The 17225-nt window shown below is 69.9% G+C and carries 23 protein-coding genes; 16 read left to right on the forward strand and 7 right to left on the reverse strand.

What is annotated here, in order from left to right:
- Positions 1-573 precede the first annotated feature (573 nt).
- The 3 genes from IEZ17_RS20575 to IEZ17_RS20585 form a co-directional block, all read right to left on the reverse strand.
- Complete coding sequence (locus IEZ17_RS20575) at positions 574-1578, reverse strand: alpha/beta hydrolase (protein WP_189302206.1); 1005 nt, start codon at positions 1576-1578, stop codon at positions 574-576.
- Between the two features lie 332 nt (positions 1579-1910).
- Positions 1911-3590, reverse strand: coding sequence for a bifunctional 3'-5' exonuclease/DNA polymerase (locus IEZ17_RS20580; protein WP_189302208.1), 1680 nt, complete (start codon positions 3588-3590; stop codon positions 1911-1913).
- Positions 3591-3882: 292 nt separating this feature from the next.
- Positions 3883-4998 carry a winged helix DNA-binding domain-containing protein gene (locus tag IEZ17_RS20585; RefSeq protein WP_189302210.1) on the reverse strand — a complete coding sequence of 372 codons (1116 nt, stop codon included), beginning with the start codon at positions 4996-4998 and terminating at the stop codon, positions 3883-3885.
- 252 nt (positions 4999-5250) lie between these two features.
- Here IEZ17_RS20585 and IEZ17_RS20590 point away from each other — a divergent pair, with 252 nt between their 5' ends.
- From IEZ17_RS20590 to IEZ17_RS20615, 7 genes are all read left to right on the forward strand, one after another.
- Positions 5251-5523 (forward strand): chaplin, encoded by a 273-nt coding sequence (locus tag IEZ17_RS20590; protein WP_229852444.1) that lies wholly within the window; start codon positions 5251-5253, stop codon positions 5521-5523.
- Between the two features lie 245 nt (positions 5524-5768).
- Entirely contained in the window at positions 5769-6182 is a 414-nt protein-coding gene (locus IEZ17_RS20595; protein WP_189302213.1) for a rodlin, read from the forward strand.
- Positions 6183-6541: 359 nt separating this feature from the next.
- The gene (locus tag IEZ17_RS20600) at positions 6542-6775 is read left to right on the forward strand and encodes a chaplin (RefSeq protein ID WP_189302215.1); all 234 of its coding nucleotides are present in this window, start codon (positions 6542-6544) and stop codon (positions 6773-6775) included.
- Between the two features lie 270 nt (positions 6776-7045).
- A complete protein-coding gene (locus IEZ17_RS20605; RefSeq protein WP_189302216.1) occupies positions 7046-7330 on the forward strand; it encodes a hypothetical protein in 285 nt (94 codons plus the stop codon).
- A 387-nt stretch (positions 7331-7717) separates the two neighbouring features.
- On the forward strand, positions 7718-7798 hold the full coding sequence (locus IEZ17_RS45690) for a hypothetical protein (protein WP_506005251.1): 81 nt from the start codon (positions 7718-7720) through the stop codon (positions 7796-7798).
- 437 nt (positions 7799-8235) lie between these two features.
- Positions 8236-8604, forward strand: coding sequence for a rodlin (locus IEZ17_RS20610; RefSeq protein WP_189302218.1), 369 nt, complete (start codon positions 8236-8238; stop codon positions 8602-8604).
- A 207-nt stretch (positions 8605-8811) separates the two neighbouring features.
- Positions 8812-9657 (forward strand): nitrilase-related carbon-nitrogen hydrolase, encoded by an 846-nt coding sequence (locus tag IEZ17_RS20615; protein ID WP_189302220.1) that lies wholly within the window; start codon positions 8812-8814, stop codon positions 9655-9657.
- Positions 9658-9678: 21 nt separating this feature from the next.
- On the opposite strand, the gene tatA is transcribed toward IEZ17_RS20615, so the two are convergent.
- The 3 genes from tatA to rpmB form a co-directional block, all read right to left on the reverse strand.
- Positions 9679-9894: a Sec-independent protein translocase subunit TatA gene (tatA, locus tag IEZ17_RS20620; protein WP_189302222.1), complete on the reverse strand. Its 216-nt coding sequence runs from the start codon at positions 9892-9894 to the stop codon at positions 9679-9681.
- A 111-nt stretch (positions 9895-10005) separates the two neighbouring features.
- The gene (rpsN, locus tag IEZ17_RS20625; protein WP_189302224.1) at positions 10006-10311 is read right to left on the reverse strand and encodes a 30S ribosomal protein S14; all 306 of its coding nucleotides are present in this window, start codon (positions 10309-10311) and stop codon (positions 10006-10008) included.
- Entirely contained in the window at positions 10311-10547 is a 237-nt protein-coding gene (gene rpmB / locus IEZ17_RS20630; RefSeq protein WP_189302226.1) for a 50S ribosomal protein L28, read from the reverse strand. The genes rpsN and rpmB overlap by 1 nt, the downstream gene beginning before the upstream one ends.
- Before the next feature lie 74 nt (positions 10548-10621).
- On the opposite strand from rpmB, the gene rpmG reads away from it, so the two are divergent.
- From rpmG to IEZ17_RS20665, 7 genes are all read left to right on the forward strand, one after another.
- Entirely contained in the window at positions 10622-10786 is a 165-nt protein-coding gene (gene rpmG / locus IEZ17_RS20635) for a 50S ribosomal protein L33 (protein WP_189302228.1), read from the forward strand.
- A 6-nt stretch (positions 10787-10792) separates the two neighbouring features.
- Positions 10793-11047 (forward strand): type B 50S ribosomal protein L31, encoded by a 255-nt coding sequence (locus IEZ17_RS20640; protein ID WP_189302230.1) that lies wholly within the window; start codon positions 10793-10795, stop codon positions 11045-11047.
- Positions 11047-12195 carry a CobW family GTP-binding protein gene (locus IEZ17_RS20645; RefSeq protein ID WP_189302232.1) on the forward strand — a complete coding sequence of 383 codons (1149 nt, stop codon included), beginning with the start codon at positions 11047-11049 and terminating at the stop codon, positions 12193-12195. The genes IEZ17_RS20640 and IEZ17_RS20645 overlap by 1 nt, the downstream gene beginning before the upstream one ends.
- 96 nt (positions 12196-12291) lie before the next feature.
- Entirely contained in the window at positions 12292-12528 is a 237-nt protein-coding gene (gene rpsR, locus IEZ17_RS20650) for a 30S ribosomal protein S18 (RefSeq protein ID WP_189302234.1), read from the forward strand.
- Between the two features lie 57 nt (positions 12529-12585).
- Positions 12586-12975, forward strand: a complete 390-nt coding sequence (locus IEZ17_RS20655; protein ID WP_229852445.1) for an ArsR/SmtB family transcription factor — start codon at positions 12586-12588, stop codon at positions 12973-12975.
- 198 nt (positions 12976-13173) lie between these two features.
- The gene (locus IEZ17_RS45230) at positions 13174-13398 is read left to right on the forward strand and encodes an SRPBCC family protein (protein ID WP_308427678.1); all 225 of its coding nucleotides are present in this window, start codon (positions 13174-13176) and stop codon (positions 13396-13398) included.
- Positions 13399-13533: 135 nt separating this feature from the next.
- Positions 13534-13773 carry a DUF397 domain-containing protein gene (locus IEZ17_RS20665; RefSeq protein WP_189302236.1) on the forward strand — a complete coding sequence of 80 codons (240 nt, stop codon included), beginning with the start codon at positions 13534-13536 and terminating at the stop codon, positions 13771-13773.
- A 178-nt stretch (positions 13774-13951) separates the two neighbouring features.
- Here the strand turns inward: IEZ17_RS20665 and IEZ17_RS20670 are convergent, their stop codons facing one another.
- Entirely contained in the window at positions 13952-14482 is a 531-nt protein-coding gene (locus tag IEZ17_RS20670) for an ATP-binding protein (protein WP_189302238.1), read from the reverse strand.
- A 313-nt stretch (positions 14483-14795) separates the two neighbouring features.
- On the opposite strand from IEZ17_RS20670, the gene IEZ17_RS20675 reads away from it, so the two are divergent.
- Entirely contained in the window at positions 14796-15659 is an 864-nt protein-coding gene (locus IEZ17_RS20675; protein WP_189302239.1) for a Sco1979 family transcriptional regulator, read from the forward strand.
- A 65-nt stretch (positions 15660-15724) separates the two neighbouring features.
- Entirely contained in the window at positions 15725-17182 is a 1458-nt protein-coding gene (locus IEZ17_RS20680; RefSeq protein WP_189302241.1) for an aldehyde dehydrogenase family protein, read from the forward strand.
- The last annotated feature ends 43 nt before the right edge of the window (positions 17183-17225 follow it).

Raw genomic sequence — 17225 nt, forward strand, 5'->3', positions numbered from 1 at the left:
CCGTGTGGCAACGCAGCCGCGCTGTACGGCAACGCACCTGCGCTGTACGGGACGCACCCGCGACCTACGGGAACGCACCCGCGGCGTAGGGCATTGAGCCGCCTCGGTATCGCATCGTGCTGCCGTAAGGCAACGCGCCGCCGCCGAACGAATCGGACTGGCGCCGAACCGCATCGTTCGGTCCCGCTCCCCTCCGCTCCGCGGCGTATCGCGGCGTATCGCGGCGTATCGCGGCGTATCGCTCGGCAATGCTCGTCGACGCTCGGCTCCGCGTACGCTCCACACCCGCCCACCCCCCGAAGGGGGGTGGGCGGAGGGGAAAAAATATGTAGGAAGCGCAAGCGGGGCAGGCGTAGCGAAAACTGGAGCGGCGGAAAATCCGGAGGCGCTGGGAAGGGAACCTCGCCAGGGCGAACCCCCGAGCCCCAGCGCTGCCTTGGGCCCGTCGCCCCGACCGGTACCCGGCGTCGTCACCCACGGCTCGCTACCCCGGCCCCGGCCCGCCGCCGCGGCTTGGGCCCTCCCCGCACGCCCCCACCCCACACCCCCACCCTGAGCCCTCGGCCCAGGCCCCTAAGCCACCGTCCCCGGATACAGTGCCGCCCGCAGGTGCCCCGTCCAGTGGGCCGTCGACTCCTTCGCCACACGGGTTTCGGGTGCGTACAGCTCGAAGCCGTGCCAGGCGCCGGGCACATTGCGGACGGTGACCGGCACACCGGCGTCCATCAGGCGCCGCGCGTATGCCAGGCCCGCGTCACGCAGGGGATCGAGGTCGCAGACCTGGATGTAGGCGGGCGGCAGGCCAGAGAGGTCGGAGGCGCGGGCCGGGGAGGAGTAGGGATCCGGTGTCGTTCCCTCCGGCGGATAACCCTCCGGGAGGTAGTGGCGCCACGCCGCGCGGACCGAACGCCAGGTGTTCACCATGGGGTTCGGGGAGGTGTCGGCTGTGTCCGCCGGGATGGGCCCGTCGGCGACGCGGTCGTCCAGGTCCGGGATGCACATCGACTGGTAGGTGATCGCCGGGCCGCCGCGGTCGCGTGCCATCAGGGCGACCGCCGCGCTCAGCCCGCCGCCCGCCGACTTGCCGGTGACGGCGATCCGTTCGGGGTCGACGCCCAGTTCGACCGCCTGCGCCGCCGTCCATTCCAGGGCGAGATAGCAGTCCTCCACACCGGCCGGATAGCGGTGCTCGGGCGCGAGACGGTATTCCACGGCGATGGTGACGGCGCGCAGGCTGCGGCAGAGTTCGAGCGCGGTGCGGTCCTGCCCGGGCAGCGAACGGCCGATGGCATAGCCGCCACCGTGGAAGTGCAGTACGGCAGGCAACGGCGCCGCGGAGGAGGCGTCACCGGTGTCCTCCGGCCAGTAGACCTCGACGGTCAGCGCGCTGCCGTCCGGCCGCGGAACGTCATAGCGCTTGCTGCGCACGCCCGAGCGATCGGCCGCACGCATCTTCAGCAGCGCGTGGAACCTCTCGCGGGTGGCCGCGATGTCCTCGTACGGATCGGAATACGGGGGCAACTTCTCCAGGAACGGTACGAGTTCAGGATGGACCCGTATTTCGGGCGGCACGGCCATAGGGGCGTTCTCCTCTGGTCACGACAGGCGTACGCAGAGCGCGTACGCACCCACCCCACTCTGCACCGCGGCACTGACAGCCCGGTGGAAGAACGGCAAAACCCCTGCCCGTCAGGTCGGGGGGCGGCCCGGTAGCGGCACATCCGATTTCTGCGGGAGTGCCGACCGACAGCGGCAGGCAACAGACAAGTGAGGCCGCCCCATTGGCAGAGTGCCGCAGTGCCGCAGTGCCGCAGTGCCGCAGTGCCGCAGCGTCACCCGGCGCTACGGCGCTACGGCGCCCGCGCCCCCGCCCCCGCGCCCCGGCGCGTCCGCGCACCCGGATTGCCGGCTCACTTCGCCTCCGCGTAGCACTCCACCACTGCCGTCGTGAAAGGGAACCGCACCGGCGTCGGCCCGAAGGCGATCCGTCCCGCCGAGTCCGCCGCCGTCGCGATCGCCTCGGACACCGTCCCGGCCTCCTCCGCCGGACAGTGCACGATCACCTCGTCATGCTGGAAGAAGACCAGTTCGGCGCGGAGCCGGGCCCGCGCCATGGACTGACGCAGTGCGGCCAGCATCAGGAGTGCCCAGTCGGCGGCGCTGCCCTGCACGACGAAGTTACGGGTGAAACGGCCGCGGGCGCGGGCCGCCGAGCTGCTGCCGTATCCGGTGGGCGCTTCGTCCTCCTGGGGCAGGCCTGCTTCGTCGGGCGTGGTCATGGACGCGGGCGGGCAGGTGCGGCCCATCCACGTACGCACCAGGCGGCCCTCCTCGCCGGCGCGGGCGGCGTCGTCCACATACGCCACCGCGGCCGGATAGCGGCGGCGCAGATCGGCCATGTGCTTGAGGGCATCGCCCGAGGTCTGGCCGTAAATGGCGCCCAGCAGCGCGAGTTTGGCCTGGTCGCGGTCGCCGCCGAAAGCGCGCGCGGCCAGATCCGCGTACAGGTCCCTGCCGCTGCCGGCCACCTCCATCAGACCCCGGTCGCGGGAGACGGCGGCCAGCACCCGCGGCTCCATCTGGTCGGCGTCGGCGACCACCAGACGCCAGCCCGGGTCGGCGCGCACGGCCTGCCGGATCACCTTGGGGATCTGGAGGGCGCCCCCGCCGTTGGTGGTCCAGCGGCCGGAGACCGTGCTGCCGGGCAGATACTCGGCGCGGAAGCGGCCCTCGTGCACCCACTGCTGGAGCCAGGACCAGCCATGGGCGGTGTACAGGCGGTAGAGGGACTTGTACGCGAGCAACGGCGCCACCGCGGGGTGGTCGATCTGCTGGAGCTCCCATTTGCGCGTCGAGGTCAGGGCGATGCCGGCACGGGCGAAGGCCCTGATGATGTCGTGGGGCAGGTCGGGGCGGACCCGTATGCCCTCCCCGAAGGCCCGCGACACCTCGTCGGCCAGCTCCGCCATACGACGCGGCTCCAGCCCGCCCGGATAGCGCTCGCCCAGCAGCTCGTCCAGCACCTCCCGGTGCACATCCGCCCGCCAGGGCACTCCGGTCCGTGCCATCTCCGCGGCGACCAGCATGCCCGCCGACTCGGACGCCAGCAGCAGGCGCATCCGCTCCGGATGCTCGGCCTTCGCCGTACGCGCCACCTGGCCGGCATAGACCTCCAGCAGCGCGGTGAACTCGTCCGTGCCGGGCGGCAGCGGCACCGGGCCCGGCTCGAACAGGGACGGCTGGGTCTCGGCGGCGCGCGCGGGGGCGTCCTGCGGGACGGGCAGGCCGTGCAGCCGCGCCCAGGCGGCGGCCAGCGAACGCGGCTGGCCCGACTGGCCCTCCTCGTGGCCGATCAGCAGCGCCTCCGCGGCCTCGACGTCGTAGCAGCGCTCGACCCGCACCCCGGCGGCCAGCAGGCGCCGGTAGATCTCGGCCGTGGACCGCCACACCCAGCGCGCGACCTCGGGGCGCGACCGCACCGCCTCGGTGAGCGAGGGCTCGCACACCACGGGACCCGCGGGCCGTCCGTCCTGAGTGAGCGGGCAGAGACGAACACCCCCGTCGCCCGTCTCCGCCACCGCCCATCTCATGCCTCCGAGTCTTGCACCAGGGTCTGACAATGCCGCCGAGGCCGCCCCTGCCGAGGCTCCGGTGGCGTCGGCGACGGTGTCTCTCCCGGCACCCCCCGCCACAATCCGCGGCGGCGGCCCGGCGGCCCGGCAGCGCCGTAGGGCAGAGCCCCGGGCAGCGCCGCTCGCGAGGATGCCTCCGCCCTGCGGATATGGCTCCCCCTGTCCGACCTACCGCGGCGCGGACAGCCCGCCCGGGGACAGCTCCCTGGGGCCCGCCCGCCACCCCATGGAGCTGTCCCCATCGGGCGGGCTATCCCGTACGCACCTCCAGCACACGCTCGCGCCCTGTGCAGCGGGACAGATGCGCGGCCTCCGCCTCCAGGGCCGCCCGGGGTATGCCGCCGTGCTCCGCGAAGAGCGTCACCGCCACCGCCCCCTCGGTGAACTCCCACACCCCGGCCACCCGGCCCTCGTGCACCACCACCGGTGAGATCCAGCCCCCGGCCCGGCTCACCTCCTTGCGCCGGGCGGGCGCGATCAGCCGGGTGTCGCTGCTGCCGGGCCCGAGGACGTACTGGTCGAAGCCCGCCAGCAGCCGCACCTCGTGCGACGGCTCGGTCCGCGCCAGCGCGTCGGCGTCCTCGGCCCGTACGAAGGCGCCCTCCTGGCCATCGACCTGAACCTCCGTCAGCCGGTCGCCGAGCGCCGCGAACCAGCCGCGGAGCACGGCCTTACGGGTCGCCCCGCGCAGCAGCCAGGCATCGAACGCGGCGGGCGTCGCCGGGCCGTGCGCCGCCAGATAGGCCGGAATCACCGCCGCGGCGGCTTCCTCGGGGTCCGGCAGGCCGCGCCATCCGGGCACCCAGGATCGCGGAGCGGTGAAGGTCACGTTCTGCCCCCGGGGCGGCCCCTGGCACAGCCGTCCGGTCCAGGCGAGCGGTTTGAGGACGGTGCCCCAGCCCGAGGAGAGCTGCTCGCCCAGCCCTTCCAGCCCCGGGCGCTCCAACAGGGCCGCGGTCAGCTCCTGACGGGTCAGCGGCCGGCCGTCCAGGAGGTCGTCGACGGCCTCGCCGAGCACCGCCATCTGCTGCGGGTCCACACCGAAGGCCCGCTGCCAGGACGGCTTTTCCCATGTCCGTGCGGCCCCCAGCAGCGAGAGGTACCCGGCCGACCCGCCGGCCGGCAGCAGATGCAGGGTGCCGCGCATCGCCCAGGTCCTTATCACGGTGCGCGCGGACAGGGCCCGCCGCACGGCGGCGTCCGGGGCCGTCTGCCGTGTCGTCACGGCAAGTTCGGCGGCCGAGGCGACCTGCGCCTGGACACCGGCCAGCCGCGCCACCAGTTCCTCGGCCGGGGCGGCGGTGCGCGGCGTCAGACTCTGCTGCCGCAACCGCCAGGCCAGCACCTGCGCGTGGGATACCTTCATGGCGCCATTGCACACGACGCCACTGACAATCGACGGTGAGTGACGGCCGACGTGCGACGATGGCGCGGACGGCGGGCATCGGAAGCGGTTGAGTGCGCGTCGTATGGGCGTCACTGCTGTCCCATACGACACTTTCGTCCATTATCACCCGATTGGTCGCGCTACTTTTGACCGGTTTGTTGCGTTGAACTGCTTGTCGCTCCAGGCGGCGCGTACAGAATCCTGAATTCTGCTCAGTGAATGAGGTTCATCGTGAAGTTTGTCTCCAAGGCCGTCGCCCTGTCCGCCGCCGCGGGCATCGCCGTCGTCGGTGGGGCCGGTGTGGCCAGCGCCGGCGGCCACCACCGTCACCACCACCACAAGGGCGCCCTCGCCGTGGGCAAGGCCGTGGGCTCGCCCGGCGTGCTCTCCGGCAACCTCATCCAGGTGCCGATCGACATGCCGATCAACGTCTGCGGCAACACCGTCAACCCCTTCGTCGGGGTGCTCAACCCGGCGTTCGGCAACCTCTGCATCAACGAGTAATCCCCGCCGAGCGGTGGAGGCCCGCCCCCCTCCTGGGGCGGGCCTTCCCGTGTCCCGGGCCAGTGGGCTTCCCGTATCGGCGTTCGGTGCGGCCTGGCGAAGATCACGCAGCGCTGACGCCCGGGTGCGGTGATATCTGTCCATGGCTGCGTGGCAACCGGGTGAATCGCCGAAACCACACCCGTGAAGGGGAGTTGAGCCAGTGCGCTGTGGATTCGGGCACTCCGATTCGAGAAGGGGGAAACGTGATCAAGAAGGTTCTGGCCACGACGGCGGTAGCCGCACCCCTGGTCGGTATCTCGGCGACGGTCGCCCCCCAGGCGTTGGCGATCGGTGATCACCACGGCACTTCGACCCTCAACGGGATCGGTGCCAAGAGCGTATTCGGCAACTCCACGAGGCACGGCAGGGTGAGCCCGCAGCGGGAGCTGATCCAGGGCTCGTTGAACAAGCCCTGCATCGGTTTCCTTGGCAAGGCCGACAGCGGTTCGCCGGCGGGGTTCGTCCCGGTCACGGTTCGGGACGACGTCAACGTGCTGTCCTCGCCGCAGATCCCGCAGTGCACCAGGAACTCGACGCAGGCCATGGGTGGCGAGGCGCTGTCGCGCATCGCGGACGACATCCCGATCTTCTCGGGCAACGGCGTGCACTACCGCTGAGTCGGCCATCGGTCGCCGGCCCGGATCTCTGCGGCCCGCTCTCCGCGCGGCCCTGAGCCTGCGGAATCGCGTGACGAGCAATGGGGACGGAATTCTCCACTCCCTATCTGCGGGAATCAATATTCGGTAGCCGCCTCGCCTGTTCGAATTGCGGTGTTTTTTCCGCATCGTATGTGCGGGGGTTTCCTGGAATGGCCTTGCGACATTCGGGCGATTCCTCCGAAAACTTCTCCACAAGAGTTTCGCTGACGAGGAGAAATCGTTACCAATATCGACAGCGGAGTTACGGGCGAGCAGATCCGCGCCCGTGCGACACGACGGTCGTGTGTGCTACGGACCCGCTGCAGGAAGGGCACAAAGTGAAGTACGCAAAGGTTGCAGCAGTCACTGCCGGCACGCTCATCGCAGTGGGCGCCGCTGCGCCGGCGTTCGCCGACGCGGGTGCCAAGGGTGCCGCCAAGGGATCCCCGGGGGTGCTCTCGGGAAACGTCTTCCAGATGCCGATCCACATTCCGATCAACATCTGCGGCAACACCGTCAACATCATCGGGGTGCTCAACCCGGCATTCGGCAACAAGTGCATCAACCGCTGACTCGACGGAAATCGAGCCGTGTCGTGTTGACCGGCCCCGGCTCGCCCTCGCTGCGTGTCGGGGCCGGTGGCATTCGTTCCGTCGGGGGCGTATCGGAACGGCCGGCAGCTTTCGAGTGGCGCCGCCAAGAAGGCGGAAATACATAGTTTCTCCGGGGGGCGGCACTCGTTAGTCAGGGGGAAAAGCGGTGTTCCGAGCAGCGAAGTGATTGCTCACGCGGCGCTGATGTCGCGATCTCAACAAGCACCGCCCCAGAAGGGACAGTTGAAAGTGAAGTACGCGAAGTCTGCCGCGGTTGTGGCCGGTTCTGTCATGGCGCTGGGCGCGGTTGTCCCCGCTTTCGCTGCCAATCCCGGCTCGTCGCACACGAGCCACAAGGGCGGAGTGGCCGACGCGATGCACAACAAGCACCTGGAAAGTCACCAGATCACGCCGCTGGTCGAAACCGTCAAGAATACGGCGGAAACCGTCAAGTACGGCCCGAAGAGGATTCTCGGTGGCGCCACGGGGGCCACCAAGAAGGGTTCGCTGCTCGGCGGTCTGCCGGTCAAGTAACGCATCCGGCGACGCGGAATCTCACTTTCCTGTGTGTTCGCCCGGTGAAATCGACGCGGCTGTGAGACGCCTCAGCCGCCGGACCAACAACGTGTGTGCCGGCCGTAACCGGGCGGTCGGCGCTATGGTCCGGATGGCGAATCGCAGCCGCGTTGTTCCATGCGGGATTCCAGGCGGCGAGCACAAAGAAATGGGATACATGAGCCCGCAGATCGGTCTCATTCAAAGCTCGCTCAACAAGTCCTGCACGGGCTGCCCGCGAAGCTGAGCGCGCAGTCGCTGGTCGGCGTCACCGACTTCGGGATTGAGGACCTCGACGTCCTGTCCTCGCCGTAGAATCAGTAGAATCGGCAGTGCGCCGAGAATTCCACCCAGGCTAGGGGTGGCTTGCTGCTGTCGCGCATCATCGACGACCTTCAGATCCTCTCCGCGAACGGCAAGTGCAAAAACGGCAGGCACAGCCGCTGACCGGAGGCGCCATTCACGGGTTGCGCAGAGTTCCTTCTCTGGGCAACCCGATTTTGCGTTATTCCGGCCGTACTGGTGCGTGGAATTGTTATGCGCTCGTGACCGCGGATCGGCGCGGCCGGATCGTTATGGATGGCGTATGGAGGGGCGCATGTCAACGCCATCGTGAGATTGATGGGGTTGCCGGGGCATTGGCATGGTGGCCGGAAGTGAGAAAGTGGTCTGAGATGCCGTTGTGCGGGTTTATCAGGCCCTGTTGTGTGGCGTTATTCGTGCTTCGGTGAAGGTGCTGGTCGGGGCCGGGGAAATAGCGGGCTCCTTTTCGGGAGATGCAGCACCATCGGTTCGGGTGAGGGGGTGGAACTCGCGCCTTTATGGCGTGTTGTTGGAACAGGGAACCCGTGCCGGGAATTCCTTCTCCTGGAGGGTTGCGCGCGATGAAGGAGATGACGGGTGCCGGGGCGATTGCGACGTCGTCCGTCGGAGTTTCGGCCGCGGCTGCTCCCCATGCCCTGGCGATCGGTGACCAGGACGGCTCCCGCACCGTCGACGGCAACGGTTCGAAGAGCGTGTACGGCAACTCCACGACGCACGGCGAGCGCCGCACGCAGCCGGGGATCCTCCAGGGCGGCCTGAACTGCTTCTGTGTCGGTATCCCCGCCAAGGGGAGTGTGCAGTCGCTGGTCGGTGTCACCGGCATCGGGGTTCAGGACATCGATGTCCTGTCCTCGTCGCAGGTGCAGCCGCAGATGCGGCAGTGCGCCAGGAACCTGACGCAGGCCACGGGCGACGAGGCGCCGGCGTAGATCGTTGACGACATACCGATCTTCTCGGGCAACGGCGTGCGGAACCGCTGGCGGTGATCGGCCCCTCCGAACCGCCGTGTGCGGCTGTCGGTCGTGCCGGACCCATCCGTGAGGGTGGGTTCGCTCCGGTCAGCGGATGTTTTTTCTGGCAAAATCGGAGAAAGGTTATAAAAGCCATTAAGGGTAATTGATCGAGGGGGAGTGGGCATGCTCATCGCGCTGGCGCAGACGGACTGTGCGCTGGGGGATGTGCCGGAGAACCTCCGGATCGCACGGGAGCAGATCGAGCAGGCGGCGGCCCAAGGGGCCGACCTCGTAGTGTTCCCCGAACTCAGCCTGCACGGCTACCACTTGGGGGCGCTCAAGCGGGACGAGTCCCTCGATGTGGGCGATCCGCGGCTGCGGGAGCTCAGCACGCTGGGGCCGGATGTGCTGGTCGGCTTCCACGAGCACACCAGCCTGCGGGCGTACAACACCTCGGCGCATTATGCGGACGGGGCGCTGGTGCATGCGCACCGGAAGCTCTATCTCCCGAATTACCTGGCGTGGGAGGAGCGCAAGCACGTCAGCCCGGGGCAGTCGCTGCGCGCGTACGAGCTGACGAAGTCGAAGAGCGGCGGGCGGGGGGCGACGCTGGTGTGCAACGACGCCTGGCAGCCCGTACTGCCGTGGCTGGCGGTGCAGGACGGGGCCGAGGTGCTGTTCGTGCCGACCAACAGTGCGGCGACCCTGGATCCGGAGGCGATGGACACCGGGCTGTACTGGGACACGCTGCTGGCCTATACGGCGAAGATGCTCCAGTGCTGGGTGGTGTTCGTCAACCGGGTCGGCAATGAGCACGGTGCGGCGTTCTGGGGCGGCTCGCGGGTGGTGGACCCGCGGGGCGCGGTGGTGGCGCAGGCGCCCAAGTGGGAGCCCGCGCTGGTCACCGTGGACATCGATCTCACCGAGGCGCGCCGGCAGCGCCGGGCGGTGCCGCTGGTCGCGGAGGCCCGGCTGGGGCTGATCGACCGCGAGGTGCGGCGGCTGATCGAGGAGGGCGGCGACAGCTGAGTGCGGTGGCCGCCGGCCGGGTCAGTGGCCGGGGGCCTGCTCCGGGTGGGGGGCCTGCTCCGTGCGGGGGGCGTCGGCCGGGCGCTCGTCCTTGAGGGCCTTGGCCTCCGACTTGAGGATGCGCATCGAGCGACCGAGGCCGCGCGCCATGTCGGGGAGCTTCTTGGAACCGAAGAGCAGCACGAGCACGGCGACGACCAGGATCAGGTGCCAGGGCTCCAGGGCGTTGCGGAACATGGACGCTCTCGCTTTCGTCGGGGGGTCCTGCGGAGTCTGTCCAGTATTACCCGAACGGCCCGGCTGCCGACCCCCAGGGGGCGTTCCCGGGGGCGGCAGCCGGCCGGCCGGCTACCAGCTGGACTTGCGTACGCCCGGAAGGTAGCCCTGGTGGGCCTGCTCGCGCAGCCGGACGCGGGAGAGCCCGAAGGCGCGGAAGTAGCCGCGCGGGCGGCCGTCGACGCCGTCGCGGTTGCGGACGCGGGTGGCGCTGGCGTCCCGGGGCTGGCGGGAGAGCTCGCGCCGGGCGGCGGTGCGCTCCTCTTCGGGGGTGTGCGGGCTGCGGATGACGGCCTTGAGGACGGCCCGCCGGGCGGCGTAGCGGGCGACGGTGGCGCGGCGCTGCTCGTTCTTGGCGATCTTGCTCTTCTTGGCCATCAGGCCTTCTCCCCCCGGGCGCGGATGCGGGCGACGGCCGCTTCGATGCCGATCGCGTCGATGGTCTTGACGCCCTTGGCGCTGAGCGTCAGCCGGATGTGCCGGCCCTCGCTCTCCAGCCAGTAGCGCTTGCGCTGGATGTTGGGGTCGAAGCGGCGCGGGGTGCGGCGGTGCGAGTGCGAGACGGTCTTGCCGAAGCCCGGCTTGCGGCCGGTCAGCTGGCAGTGGGCGGACATGGTGCGGTCCCTTCGGTGGTCGGGCCCTCTGAGGGCTTATTGAAAATGGAAACCATTTGCGTATACTACCTGGCATGGCCCGCAACGAAATACGCCCGGTCGTCAAGCTCCGGTCCACCGCCGGCACCGGCTACACCTACGTGACCCGCAAGAACCGCCGTAACGACCCCGACCGCCTGGAACTGCGCAAGTACGACCCGGTCGCCGGCCGGCACGTCACCTTCCGAGAGGAGCGCTGAGGTCCGATGAAGCCTGGAATCCACCCCGCCTACGAGCCCGTCGTCTTCCGCGACCGGGCCGGCGGCTTCGCCTTCCTGACCCGCTCGACGGCGACGAGCGACAAGACCGTCGAGTGGGAGGACGGGAACACCTATCCCGTCATCGACGTCGAGATCTCCTCGGCGAGCCACCCCTTCTACACGGGCACCGCCCGGGTGCTGGACACCGCGGGCCGCGTCGAGCGGTTCGAGCGCCGGTACGGCACGCGCGGGGCCCGCTGATGGAGCGGCTGAGCGTCGTGCTGGTGGGCGGGCTGCACGCGGATGCCCGGCGGGCCGCGGTCGAGCGGCTGCTGGGCGCCGTGCCCGGCAGCGTCGCCCTCCACCACGACCTGGCCTCGGCCGCGGACGGCACCGTACGGCGCACCGTCCGCGACGCCGGCGGCACGCTGGACACCGGTGCGGCGCCGCTGGTCAACGACTGCGCCTGCTGTGCGCTGCGCGAGGACCTGGTGCCCGAGCTGGAGCGACTGGCCGCCGGGCGGACCTGCCGGCTGGCGGTCGTGGAGCTGTGGGACTCGGTCGAGCCGAAGGCGATGGCCGAGGTGATCACCTCGTGCGGCAGCGAGAACCTGGCGCTGACCGGGGTGATCACCGCCGTCGACCCGGCGCTGCTGCTGCCGTATCTCGCCTGCGGCGACGATCTGTCGGAGGCGGGGCTGGCGGCTGCGGCCTCCGATCAGCGCACGGTCGCCGACACCTGGGCGCGGCAGCTGGAGTACGCGCCGGTGCTGGCGCTGGCCGCGGGGGAGGAGGCCGCGGACGAGGCCGATCTCGCGCTGCTGGCGCAGCTGCACCCGACGGCGCGCCAAGTGGACGTGGCGTCCGTCGAGTTGGCCGCCGCGGCGCTGGCCGGCTTCGATGTGGAGGCGGCTGCCGCCCGGCAGCATCCGGCGTGTGCGCTGCTGCCCCAGGAGGCCGATGCGGCCGGGGTCGGCACGCTCGTCTGGCGGCGCACCCGGCCCTTCCATCCCGAGCGGCTCTACGCGGCCCTGGAGGACCTGGCCTGTGCGGCGGCGCGCAGCCGGGGCCGGTTCTGGCTCGCCGACCGGCCGGATGCACTGCTGTCCTGGGACGCGGCGGGCGGTGCGCTGTGCGTGGAGAGCGCCGGGCCGTGGCTGGCCTCACTGCCGGACGCCGCCTGGGAGCTGGTGTCGCCGACGCGCCGGGCCGCCGCCGCGCTGGACTGGCACCCCGAGCACGGCGACCGGGCGCAGCACCTGGTCTTCACCTCGCCCGGCCTGGACCGCGAGGGGCTCCGGTCCCTGCTGGAGTCCTGTCTGCTCACCGACGCCGAGTACGCCGGCGGGCCGCCCGCCTGGAAGAGCCTGCCGCCCGCCTTCGACGCGCTCCTCGACCCCGTGTCGTGAGGCGCCGTTCCGTAAGCACCCGTTCCGCCTGTGACCGAACCGGCCGTTTTCCGGTGGGGAACCGGCCGCATCCGCCCGCACGAGAAAGCTCCGCCCATGCCCCGTCGGCACGACCCGCGCCGTAGGACCGCGACCCGCCCCAACCCGCTGGACGCGGCCGGGATCACGTATATCGACTACAAGGACACCGACCTGCTGCGGAAGTTCCTCTCGGACCGCGGCAAGATCCGGAGCCGCCGGGTCACCCGGATCACGGCCCGGCAGCAGCGGCAGCTGGCCCGCGCGGTCAAGAACGCCCGGGAGATGGCGCTGCTGCCGTACGCCTCGCGGTGACGCGTAGGAGATTCCCTATGTTTGACGCGTAGGGAATCTCCTACGTATCGTCGGGGTGTGAACGCCACTCCTGTACCGCCGCGCGCCGTCCTGTCCGAACCGGCTCAGGACCGCGTCTTCGCGGCGCTCGCCAACGGCACCCGGCGCGAGGTGCTCTGCCTGCTGCGCGACGGCGGGCCGCAGCCCGTCCAGCGGCTGGCCGAGCACTTCGCGATGAGCCGGCCGAGTCTGTCCGAGCATCTGAAGGTGCTGCGCCAGGCCGGGCTGGTGAGCGAGCAGCGGGCCGGCCGGCAGCGGATCTACCGCCTGGAGGCCGCGCCGCTCGGCGAGGTGCAGGACTGGCTCGGCCCCTACGAGCGGTTCTGGCGCGCGAAGCTCGCGAGCCTCGGCGAGCTGCTCGACCGCCTTCCCGACGATCCCGACGCACCCGATGATGAGGCGCAATGACCGTGCGCGCTTCTTTCGCGGTTCCGGACGGCGATCCGACCACGATCCGTATCGCGCACTTCCTCGCGCACCCTCCCGCCAAGCAAAGGTCTGGCGGGCGCTGACCGAGCCGGAGCCGATCGCCCAGTGGCTGATGCCCGGCGACTTCCGGCTGGAGGTCGGCCACCTCCCCCCTGCCCCTTCGAAGCTCGGGGGAGGATGCTGCGGCTGCGCCGGCGGGGCGCGGACGAGGGGCAGGGCAACCCCGCCGGCTGGACGATCACCTGGACCCTGGAACCCGAAGGGTGCGGCACGCGTCTCTTCCTCGTCCACGAGGGCTTCGACCCGGACGACCCGTTCCAGGTGCAGGCGTACAAGGTCATGGGCGGCGGATGGCGGTCGATTGTGACGGAGGGTTTGGGGAAGGTGCTCCAGGAGCTGTGAGCGCTCCACGGGCGGTGACGGTGTCGGTACCGGCTGTCGTGCACGTGCATCTGCGCATGCATCCGCATGTGAACGCAGCTATGATCCCGGGCAGTTGACACCGTTTATCACCGCGTTCACCACCGGGAGAGCCCTGTGCCCCACGCATACAACGGCATGGCCGCAACGGATCTCCGCGATGTGTCATGGCAGAAGAGCCGGCACAGCAACTCCCAGGGGTCCTGCGTGGAGTTCGCGAAGCTGCCCGGCGGTGACATCGCGGTCCGCAACTCCCGCTTCCCGGACGGCCCGGCGCTGGTCTACACGCCGGCCGAGGTCGAGGCGATGCTGCTGGGCATCAAGGACGGGGAGTTCGACCACCTCGTACGGGACTGACACCCCGTAGGCGACTGATACCTCGTACGCGACTGACGCCTCGTACGCGACGGAGCCGGCCCTGTGCGGCCGGGTGGCGCGGCGCGGACAGGCGAACGGGCGCCCGTGGAAACGGGCGCCCGTTCGTCGTGTGCGCGGGCCGCGGGCGCCGTGGCGGCGGGCCCGCGGCGGCCGGCGCTCACGGCAGCCGGAAGAGGGCCCACACGATCTTTCCGTGCTGCGCCCCGGACAGCCGGTGCCAGCCCCAGCTGTCGCTGAAGGAGTCGACCAGGTAGAGCCCGCGCCCCGACTCGGCGGCGGAGTCCGCCTCGCCGGCCTCCGGGGAGGCGTCGCTGGGGTCCCGTACGGCGCAGACGAGCCGGGAGGACCAGCGCATCAGGTGGAGCCGGGCGGGGGGCGCCGAGTCCGGGTACTCCGGGTGCTCCGCGTATTCCGGGCCGAATTCGCAGGACCGGCCGGGAGCGGCGAGGACCGCGTGGCGCAGGGCGTTGGTGACGAGCTCGGAGACCACGAGGGCGACCCCGTCGAAGAGGTCGTCCAGGCCCCAGCCGCAGAGCGTTTCGCGGGTGAACTTCCGTGCCCCGCCGACCGATTCGTAGCGCGGCGGGAGCGAGCAGGACGCGGATCCGGAGACGGCCAAGGGGTCGACGGGAGGAAAGCCCTGCCATAACGGCTCGAAATCGAGCATGGTCATAACCTTGGTCCCCATGCGAGGCACTCCTGGCGTTCGCGGACGTCATGACCCTGGCCGGTCAGCCGGATCTGGCGGATCTTTCACGAGCGAGCATGCGTGCGACGCCTATGGTTCCCAATGCGTAGGACAGATGCAAGGGCAGATGCACGTGCAGCTGACGTGATTGCGTAGGGCTGGCCGTATAAGCGCCGTATTCTTCCTGTGATTTCTTGTGGAGGGCTTGCGGGGGCGGCACATATCAGTAACCGGATGAGCACTCAACGAAGCCTGAACATGGCAGACTGCGGCCCACTGTTGGACGGGGTGGGGTCACAGGAGGGTCAGAGAGGTGTCCGCAAGTGAGTCGAGCGGGTCGGTGGTGCGGCGGATCCTGCTCGGGTCGCAGCTCCGTCGGCTGCGTGAATCGCGCGGGATAACCCGTGAAGCGGCCGGCTACTCGATCCGTGCGTCCGAGTCGAAGATCAGCCGCATGGAGTTGGGCAGAGTGAGCTTCAAAGCACGCGATGTCGCCGATCTCCTCACGCTGTACGGCGTGGGCGACGAGCAGGAGCGCGAGGCGCTGCTCGCACTGGCCCGCGAGGCCAACGTCGCGGGCTGGTGGCACAGTTACGGCGATGTGCTGCCCGGGTGGTTCCAGACGTATGTGGGGCTGGAAGGGGCGGCGTCGCTGATCCGCGTCTACGAAGTCCAGTTCGTCCACGGGCTGTTGCAGACCGAGGAGTACGCGCACGCCGTCGTCTCGCGGGGCATGCCGGGCGCGCCGGCGGCCGACGTCCAGCGCCGGGTGGCGCTGCGCCAGGAGCGGCAGAAGCTGCTGATATCCGAGCGGGCGCCGCAGCTGCACTGCGTGCTGGACGAGGCGGCGCTGAGGCGCCCGTACGGCGGACGGGCCGTGATGCGGGGCCAGTTGAAGCATCTGATCGACATCTCCGAGCGGCCCAATGTGCAGCTTCAGGTCATGCCGTTCAACTTCGGCGGGCATGCGGGCGAGAGCGGTGCGTTCACCATGCTGCGGTTCCCGGAGTCCGATCTGTCCGACGTGATCTATCTCGAACAGCTCACCAGCGCCCTCTACTTGGACAAGGCGGAGGAGGTCGCCCAGTACGAGCGGGCGATGACGCGGCTCCAGGAGGACAGTCCGAATCCCTCCCAGACCAGGGACCTCTTGCGCGGTCTACTCCAACTCATTTGACGCGGCAGTAGGATGACGCCGGATCAGCCCCCCCGCAGAGCAGAGCCGCACAGAGTAGGGATGCCATGTCCTTCTTCGCAGACCTGGCCTACCAGTTCATCGACGGTGAGTGGCGGGCCGGCAGCGGCTCGTGGGACATCATCGATTTCAACCCCTACGACCAGGAAAAGCTGGCGTCGATCACGGTCGCCGGCGTGGACCAGGTCGACGAGGCGTACCGCGCCGCCGAACGGGCGCAGCGCGACTGGGCCCGGAAGAATCCCTACGAGCGGCGAGAGGTCACCGAGCGGCTGCTGCGGCTGATCGAGGAACGCGAAGAGGAGATCATCGAGGCGCTCGTCCTCGAACTGGGCGGCACCCGCAGCAAGGCCGTCTACGAGATCCGGCTCGCCAAGGAGTTCGTGCGCGAGGCGATACAGCTCTCCCTGCGGCCCCAGGGGCGGATACTGCCCTCGCCGGTGGACGGCAAGGAGAACCGTGTCTACGGCGTGCCGGTCGGCGTCATCGGGGTGATCAGCCCGTTCAACTTCCCGTTCCTGATCTCCATGAAGTCGGTGGCCCCGGCGCTGGCGCTCGGCAACGCCGTCGTGATCAAGCCCAACCAGAACACCCCGATCACCGGTGGCGGGCTGATCGCCAAGCTCTTCCAGGACGCCGGACTGCCGGACGGGCTGCTCAACGTCCTGATCACCGACATCGCGGAGATCGGTGATGCGCTGATCGAGCACCCGGTGCCGCGGGTGATCTCGTTCGCCGGGTCGGACAAGGTCGGCCGGCATGTCGCGGCGGTCAGCGCCGGGCACTTCAAGCGGGTGGTCCTCGAACTCAGCGGCAACAGCGCGCTGATCGTCATGGACGACGCCGATATCGACTACGCCGTGGACGCCGCCGTCTTCAGCCGGTTCGTCTACCAGGGGCAGGTCTGCATGGCGGCCAACAGGGTGCTGCTGGACCGCGCCGTGGAGGCCGAGTTCACCAAGAAGTTCGTGGCCAGGGTGGCGGCGCTGCGCACCGGCGATCCGCGCGATCCGCAGACCCAGATAGGCCCGCTGATCAACGGGTTCCAGGCGGAGGCGCTGACCTCGCTGGTCGACCGGGCGGTCGCCGAGGGGGCCACGGCGCTGCTGCGCGGCCGTACGGACGGCAACCTCGTCGAGCCGAGCGTGCTGGCCGGGCTGCCGGCGGACTCCGGGCTGCACAGCCAGGAGATCTTCGGGCCGGTCGTCCTGCTGGTCTCGTTCGACGGGGAGGAGGAGGCGGTGCGGATCGCCAACGACTCGCCCTACGGACTCAGCGGGGCGGTGCACACCGCCAATGTGGAGCGCGGGGTGCGGATCGCCCAGCGGATAGAGACCGGGATGATCCACGTCAATGACGGGACGGTCCACGACGAGCCGCAGGTGGCGTTCGGCGGGGAGAAGTTCTCGGGGGTCGGGCGGCTGAACGGGGAGTCCACGGTCGAGGCGTTCACGACGCAGAAGTGGGTGTCCATTCAGCACGGGCGGTCCCGGTTCCCGATCTGAGGCGGCACCGCAATCCGGCCCGGGCCGCGGCAGGTTGAGGACA

It is taken from the genome of Streptomyces albospinus, assembly GCF_014648695.1.
In the GTDB taxonomy this organism is placed as follows: domain Bacteria; phylum Actinomycetota; class Actinomycetes; order Streptomycetales; family Streptomycetaceae; genus Streptomyces; species Streptomyces albospinus.